Origin of the sequence: Catenulispora rubra, from assembly GCF_015356825.1 — a bacterium.
Lineage (GTDB): Bacteria > Actinomycetota > Actinomycetes > Streptomycetales > Catenulisporaceae > Catenulispora > Catenulispora rubra.
This window is the reverse complement of record NZ_JAACYW010000440.1, coordinates 1-6,749: the sequence shown is the minus strand read 5'-3', so window position 1 is coordinate 6,749 and position 6,749 is coordinate 1. Positions and strand designations below refer to the sequence as shown.

Sequence of the window (6,749 nt, the reverse complement as noted above, 5' to 3'; positions counted from 1 at the left end):
TCGAACTCGGGACGGTCGGGTAGCAACGCCGAGAACTGGTCCCACAGGGGGTCGAGAAGAGATGATGGCATGGCAGGCACGGGCGCTCCGACGGTTACGAAGCGTAGAGAACTCCGAAACCATCAGGCCCGTGCCTGCCTGTCAAATCCCTGAGTTACCAAGAGCGCGCCCCACGCCTATCCTCGGTCGCTCTAACTCCACTGGTCGAGCCTGCACCGCCACATGCTCTACCACCTCGACGACCTCGCCGGAGCCGTCTGCGAGGCCCGGCGCGTCCTCCGGGAAGGTGGCCGCTTCACCGCCGTCGTCAACCGCGAACAGCCCTACCCGTACCTGATGGCGCTGCTGCGTGAGGTCCTGGCCGGGCATGGCATCACCCCGCCGCCCTCGCCCGACGAGCGCGTCCATGGCGGCAACCTGCCCGCTTTCGTCGCCGCAGGCTTCGCCCCCGACACCATCCGCGTCCTGCGACGCGACAACGCCCTGCTCTTCCCCGGTCCCGAGCCGGTCGTGGCCTACCTGGCCTCGATCCTGACGCTGCAAGGCGTGCCGGACGACCCCGACCTGCACCGGGCCATCACCGCCGACCTCGACAAAGCGGCTCGCGCCAGGTTCCGCACCCTGTCGGATGGGATCTGGCGCGAGCCGAAGGGCTACGTGGTCGTCACCGCGACCGCTTAGCGCTGTCCTACGCCGCGGCAGCGCCCCCTAGCCGTCGCTTACCGCCGCTTGGCGGGCTTCGTCTCCTTGCCCGCCTTCGCCTCCGCAACCTTCGCGCTCAGCGGCACGGCCGCCTCAGCCGTGTAGGGCAGGAACGTGAACGACTGCGTGAAGTAGAACCGCACCTTCTCCGCAGTGTGCGACTCGTACCCGATCGACAGGTCCTGCCCCAGCTGCAGCCGGTAGTCCCCGCCGCGGCTGGACAGCAGCACGCCGCCGGTGATCGCCGGCGCCCAGATCACCTCGCCGTCGATCAGCCGCGCCACGTGCTCGGCGACGGGGTACCCGTGGTCCACCGCGTCGGACAGCGCCTGGTAGGCGTCGGCGCCGAGCACCAGGTGGTAGGGCCCTTCGACGCCGGCCAGCTTCAGCTGCGTGGCCATCCGGGCCACGGTCGTCGGGAAGTCGACCGGGTCCTCCGGCAGCGCCATCGCCGCGTTGCTGGCGAACGGCCGCAGGCCGGTGATGCCGGCCGCCGCGTAGCCGTCGGCGATCGCGCGGTCCTCGGTGAACGCCGCGATCTTCGCCGCGTCCTTCACCGGCTGCCAGTCGCTGTCCTGCGCGCCGCGCTCCACGTCGTCGATGGCCGTGCGGTCCAGCTCGAACGGGATGCGCACCTCCACCAGCGGCTGGGCGCTGCGCAGCCGGGCCTGCACGCCGTCGTGCGGGGCGGCGATCGCCGCGGTGTGGCCGTCGCCGACCGCGCCGAGCTCCAGGCCGGCCGGGCCCGAGACGTCCACGACGCGCCGGAAGGCCAGGTACCGCAGCACCGTGCGGCGGGCCTCCTCCTCGATCTGCTCCCAGGCGGCGTCGCTGACCGGGGCGAGGTCGCGGTGCAGGTTGTTCATGTCAGTCAGCTCCTAAGGCTTCCGATGCCCAGCGATCCATCGGCGGGACGGGGTGAATCAGTGGGACGGGGTGTTTCGGCGGGTACAGGGTCTGCGGCGGGCACGTCCTGCCCGGGAGCCGGCGGCGGGTCGTCCAGGAACGAGGTCGGCGGCACGAAGAACAGCGAGCCGGTCACCGCCGTGGAGAAGTCCAGGATCCGGTCCCGGTTGCCCTCGGCGTCGCCGAGGAACATGTTCCGCAGCATCTGCTCGGTGGTGGTCGGCGTGGCGCAGTACCCGATGAAGTACGTGCCGACCTCGCCCTCGCGGAACGAGCCGAACGGCATGTTCGCGCGCAGGATGTCCTGCTCCTGGCCGTCTGCCCCGACGATCGTGTTGCGCGCCACGTGGGAGGTCTTCGGCAGCGCCGCGTCCGGCAGCTGCACGTTGCCGGCCTTGGTGCGGCCGATCACCAGCGCCTGCTCCTGGTCCGACAGCGTGTTCCACGCGGACATGTCGTGCAGGTACTTCTGCACGATCACGTAGCTCCCGCCGACGAACTCCGGATCCCGCTCGGCGTCCACCAGCGCCGCGGCGACGGCCTCCGACCCCTCCGGGTTCTCCGTGCCGTCCACGAAGCCCAGCAGGTCGCGGCGGTCGTAGTAGCGGAAGCCGTGCACCTCGTCCACGACCTTCACCGCGCCGCCCAGCCGCGTCAGGATGTTCGCCGCGAAGTCGTAGCAGACGTCCAGGTGCTGGCCCCGCAGGTGCAGCAGGATGTCGCCGGGCGTGGACGGCGCCGCGTGCTGCGGGCCGTCCAGCGCGACGAACGGGTGCAGCTCGGCCGGCCGCGGGCCGCCGAACAGCCGGTCCCACGCCGCCGAGCCGAAGCCGGTGACGCACGCCAGCTCCGCCTCCGGATGCCCGAAGCCCACCGCGCGCGCGTACCCGCTCAGATCCGGGACGACCTCCCGGACCGCGTCCTCGCCGCCGTCCTCGACGGTCAGCACCAGGAACATCGCCGCCGAGGTCAGGGGACTGACCACCGGCTGGGCGGCGTCGGCGGGGGAAAGGTCGGTCATCGGGCGGGTCTCCTCGCGGCTCGGGCGTCGCAACCCTCCCGACCGTAACAGGCGCCCGATGCCCCCGCCCGTCGGGAGGTCGCTGGTGATCGTCAGCGGCTGCCGGCCGCTAGTAGAGCGCGGTCTGCATGTCGCTCTTCCAATAGGAGACATACGCCGAGCTGTCGATGTACTGCGCGCTCGGCGGCATCGCCACCGACACCGGCCGGCCCGTCCCGCCGGCGCCGGCGTCGCCCGGCTGGAGCTGCAGGAACAATGCCGAAACGGTCTTGTGGTTGGTGCCCGACCCGTCCGCGGCGTTGGTCATCACCCCCGAGTACGCGACGGCGCCCGGGGCCAGCAGGATCGCGGCGGCCGGCTTGTCCATCTGGGCCACGCCGATCGTCGACTTGTCCGCCTGGAAGGTGCGCAGCAGCGGGTACTTGTTCAGGTGGCACGGCACCTGCGAGGTGTTGGTCGCCGAGATCACCACGTGATTGACCGGCTCGCGGACCGAATCGATCGTGAAGTGCAGCATGTCGGTCGAACAGTCGCGCGGCCCGCCGGCCCCGACGGAGGTCGGCTTCGACGCCGGGGCGGAGCTGCCGGGCGCGGCCGTCGACGGGCTCGCGCCGCCGTCCACGGAGCCCGACGAGGACGACGAGGAGGAGGTCGTGGGGGAGCCCGCTGACGCCGCTGACGTGGTCGTCGCCGAACCGGCGGCGTTCTTGGCCCCGGAGGACGCCGAACCGCTGCACCCGGCTGTCAGCGTCACCGCCGCGAGGCACGCGGCCAGCGCCGTGCCCAGCCGTATACCGATCAGGTGGCTCGAATCAGAGGTGTTCATTTCGAGCAGCATGCCATGCGCGGCCGCAGACGCCAGAAGGAACCCCACAACGTTTACCGCGTGATCCTGTGTTGGCCACCGATCACCTGGCCCGCGGGCGCCACGCCACGATGGGGAACCGTGACCGACCCCTCTGGTGTGCACCTTCCCCTCGACACTCCGCCTTCCGACCTGCTCTCCGATCTGGTCGCGGCGGCCCTGGAGCGCCGGCCGCCGACGCGCGAGCAGGCGTTGGCGCTTCTGGACACCTCCGACGACGACGTGCTGGACGTCGTCGCGGCTGCCGGGCGCGTGCGGCGGGCCTTCTTCGGGCGCCGAGTGAAGCTCAACTACCTGGTCAACATGAAGTCCGGGCTGTGTCCGGAGGACTGTTTCTACTGCTCGCAACGGCTGGGCAGCGAAGCGGAGATCCTGAAGTACTCGTGGATCAAGACCGACGAGGCGACCGAGCTGGCCGCGAAGGCCGTCGGCGCCGGGGCCAAGCGCGTGTGCCTGGTGGCTTCCGGACGCGGGCCCTCGGACCGTGACATCGAACGTGTGGCCGACACGGTGGCGGCTATCAAGGACGGCACGCCCGACGTCGAGGTCTGCGTCTGCCTCGGGCTGCTCAAGGACGGCCAGGCCGCACGGCTCGCCGCCGCCGGAGCCGACGCCTACAGCCACAACCTGAACACCGCCGAGGAGAAGTACGCGGACATCTGCACCACGCACACCTTCGCCGACCGCGTCAGCACGCTGCAGGACGCCACCGCCGCCGGGCTGTCGCCGTGCTCCGGCGCCATCTTCGGGATGGGGGAGAGCGACGAGGACGTGGTCTCCGTCGCCTTCGCGCTGCGCGAGCTGGATCCGGACTCGGTGCCGGTCAACTTCCTCATCCCGTTCGAGGGCACTCCGCTCGGCGGACGGTGGGACCTCACGCCGGCCCGGTGCCTGCGGATCCTGGCGTTGTTCCGGTTCGTGTTCCCGGACGTGGAGGTGCGGCTGGCCGGCGGCCGGGAGATCCACCTGCGGACGGTGCAGCCGCTCGCGCTGCACCTGGCCAACGCGATCTTCCTCGGCGACTACCTGACCAGCGAGGGCGCGGCCGGGGCGGACGACCTGGCGATGATCGCCGACGCCGGGTTCGTCGTCGAGGGGCGAGAGGAGGGGACGCTGCCGGCGGCGCGCGCCGAGCAGGTGGCGGTGCGGCGGCGCGGGGCCGGGACGCAGGTGGCGGCGAACACGTGAGTGAAGGGGCCCCGATCAGGCGGGGACCTCCGATCGGGCCGGGGGAGTGGCGGGATCGGCGGGCGCGCCTACCGTAAAGGTATGAACACCAAGTGGGGCTTGACCGCGCTGCTCGTCGGCAGCTTCCTGTTGGCGCTGGGGATCGCCGGGATCAACGCCAACTCCGGCGGCGTGGTGGCGGTGTTCGCCGTGGTACTGGTGCTCGGGTTCGTGATCGCCGGCTGGGCGGCGGTGCTGCCGTGGGACGGCGGCGGGGCTCGTGGCGATCTTGTCGACGGCAGGGCGTTCGGCGACCACGAGTCGCCGGGCCCGGTGCGGGTGCCAAGGGCCTGACAGCGTCCGGCGATGCCGCAGCGAGTTGATGTCGCAGACTGACATCCAGGGCACGGCGGGAGTAGCTTTCGTGAGGGACAGCCGGCGGGAGTGCCGCCGGCCGGTCCACTTTCTGCTACCCCCATGTCCTTTGCGAGGAGCTTGACCATGCAACTCGGGCTGCACATCACCAACTTCACCTTCCCCGGCGGCCCCGCCACCCTGGCCGACGGCCTGACCCGGGTGGCCGTGGCGGCCGAGGAGGCCGGATTCGGGCGCATGAGCGTGATGGACCACCTGTTCCAGATCAGTCACTTCGGCCCCGTCGAGTCGGAGATGCTTGAGGCGTACACGACTCTGGGCTACCTGGCGGCGCGCACCGAGAAGGTGGAGCTGCTGGCGTGGGTCACGGCGGTGACCTACCGCGAGCCGGGCCTGCTGGCCAAGGCCGTGTCGACCCTGGACGTGCTGTCGAAGGGCCGCGCCTGGCTCGGCATCGGCGCGGCCTGGAACGGCGAGGAGGCCGAGGGCCTCGGGCTCAACTTCCCCGGCACCGCTGAGCGTTTCGAGCGCCTGGAGGAGACCCTGCAGATCTGCCGCCAGATGTGGAGCGACAACGACGGCCCCTACGAAGGCAAGCACTACCACCTGGGCCGCACCCTGAACTCTCCGCAGCCCCTGAGCACTCCCCGGATCCTGATCGGAGGCGGTGGCGAGAGGAAGACCTTGCGCCTGGTGGCGAAGTACGCGCAGGCGTGCAACTTGTTCGCAAGCCCGGAGCTGGAGCACAAGCTGCAGGTACTGCGCGGCCACTGCGAGACCGAGGGCACGGACTACGACGCCATCGAGAAGACGGTGATGGCTCCCCTCGACATCGGCGACAAGGGCGAGAACATACCGGCCCTGCTGGAGCAGATGCGCGGCTTCGCGGCGCTCGATGTCAGCGAGGTGCACGTGTCGGTGCCGAAGGTATGGGAGACGGAGCGGCTGGAGTTGATCGGGCGGGAACTGATTCCGGCGATGGCGGAGCTCTGAGGATCAGCTTTGGGCTTTGACGCGCTGGTGAGGCGCTGAGGGTGACGCCCGGTTCTGCCGGCTTTCGGGCCGGCGGGGCCGGGCTTTCAATCTCGTTCGTGTGCCGAGCCACGCCCCATCCCATACATAGATAACGGGCCCCAATCCTCTCTCCACATCCAACTCGCCATCTCGTGCACACGACCTTCTAAGGAGCCGCCTCCGGCGGCACTCATCTACAAAAGCAAGGCTTCGTGATCTTGGGGGAGTGGCCGGCGTCTCGGCCGGAGGCGTCAGGGAGGGCCGCAGCCATCGATATACTCGACCCACGCCGCGCGAGTCAGACACCCGCCGGCCATCGCCGCACCACACCCGCGCCACACCGCCGACGCTTCGGTTCGCTGTGCTGGCACAGTTCGCCCGCCCACCGACTGTCATCCCCGGGGCGCCGCCGGAATTCGCGTGATCATCTCTGTTGATATCCTGACATCGGCCAGGTGCGCGAACCACGCGCGCCGTCCCGCCGACGCGAGGAAACCCGAATGGATCAGCCGGTGTCCGGTCAGGACGCCCCCGCGGTGTACGACGCGTCGGCGTCGGCGCCGGCGCCCCGTACGCTCATTGACATCCTGCACGCCACGGCACGTGCGCATCCTGACGCCACGGCGTTGGACGACGGCCGCCGGGCGCTGGACTACTCCGCTCTGCTCGTGGAGGCGGCGGCGATGGCCTCGCGGCTGG

8 protein-coding genes are annotated in these 6,749 nt (G+C 70.5%); 5 read left to right on the top strand and 3 right to left on the bottom strand.

The annotated features are described in order from the left end of the window. The first annotated feature begins 222 nt into the window (after positions 1 to 222). The gene (locus GWK61_RS51625; RefSeq protein WP_194921474.1) at positions 223 to 681 is read left to right on the top strand and encodes a class I SAM-dependent methyltransferase; all 459 of its coding nucleotides are present in this window, start codon (positions 223 to 225) and stop codon (positions 679 to 681) included. A 38-nt stretch (positions 682 to 719) separates the two neighbouring features. Here the strand turns inward: GWK61_RS51625 and GWK61_RS51620 are convergent, their stop codons facing one another. From GWK61_RS51620 to GWK61_RS51610, 3 genes are all read right to left on the bottom strand, one after another. Continuing rightward, positions 720 to 1,568 carry a family 1 encapsulin nanocompartment shell protein gene (locus tag GWK61_RS51620; RefSeq protein ID WP_194921473.1) on the bottom strand — a complete coding sequence of 283 codons (849 nt, stop codon included), beginning with the start codon at positions 1,566 to 1,568 and terminating at the stop codon, positions 720 to 722. A gap of 5 nt (positions 1,569 to 1,573) precedes the next feature. Then, a complete protein-coding gene (locus GWK61_RS51615) occupies positions 1,574 to 2,629 on the bottom strand; it encodes a Dyp-type peroxidase (RefSeq protein WP_194921472.1) in 1,056 nt (351 codons plus the stop codon). 109 nt (positions 2,630 to 2,738) lie between these two features. After that, positions 2,739 to 3,455, bottom strand: a complete 717-nt coding sequence (locus GWK61_RS51610; protein ID WP_194921471.1) for a DUF4232 domain-containing protein — start codon at positions 3,453 to 3,455, stop codon at positions 2,739 to 2,741. Positions 3,456 to 3,575: 120 nt separating this feature from the next. On the opposite strand from GWK61_RS51610, the gene bioB reads away from it, so the two are divergent. The 4 genes from bioB to GWK61_RS51590 all read left to right on the top strand — a co-directional run. After that, positions 3,576 to 4,682: a biotin synthase BioB gene (gene bioB / locus GWK61_RS51605; protein WP_323748160.1), complete on the top strand. Its 1,107-nt coding sequence runs from the start codon at positions 3,576 to 3,578 to the stop codon at positions 4,680 to 4,682. Positions 4,683 to 4,763: 81 nt separating this feature from the next. Further along, positions 4,764 to 5,015, top strand: coding sequence for a hypothetical protein (locus GWK61_RS51600; RefSeq protein ID WP_194921469.1), 252 nt, complete (start codon positions 4,764 to 4,766; stop codon positions 5,013 to 5,015). A gap of 147 nt (positions 5,016 to 5,162) precedes the next feature. Then, positions 5,163 to 6,029, top strand: a complete 867-nt coding sequence (locus GWK61_RS51595) for an LLM class F420-dependent oxidoreductase (RefSeq protein ID WP_194921467.1) — start codon at positions 5,163 to 5,165, stop codon at positions 6,027 to 6,029. A gap of 521 nt (positions 6,030 to 6,550) precedes the next feature. After that, a partial coding sequence (locus tag GWK61_RS51590; protein WP_194921465.1) for a hypothetical protein occupies positions 6,551 to 6,749 on the top strand: 199 nt, incomplete at its 3' end.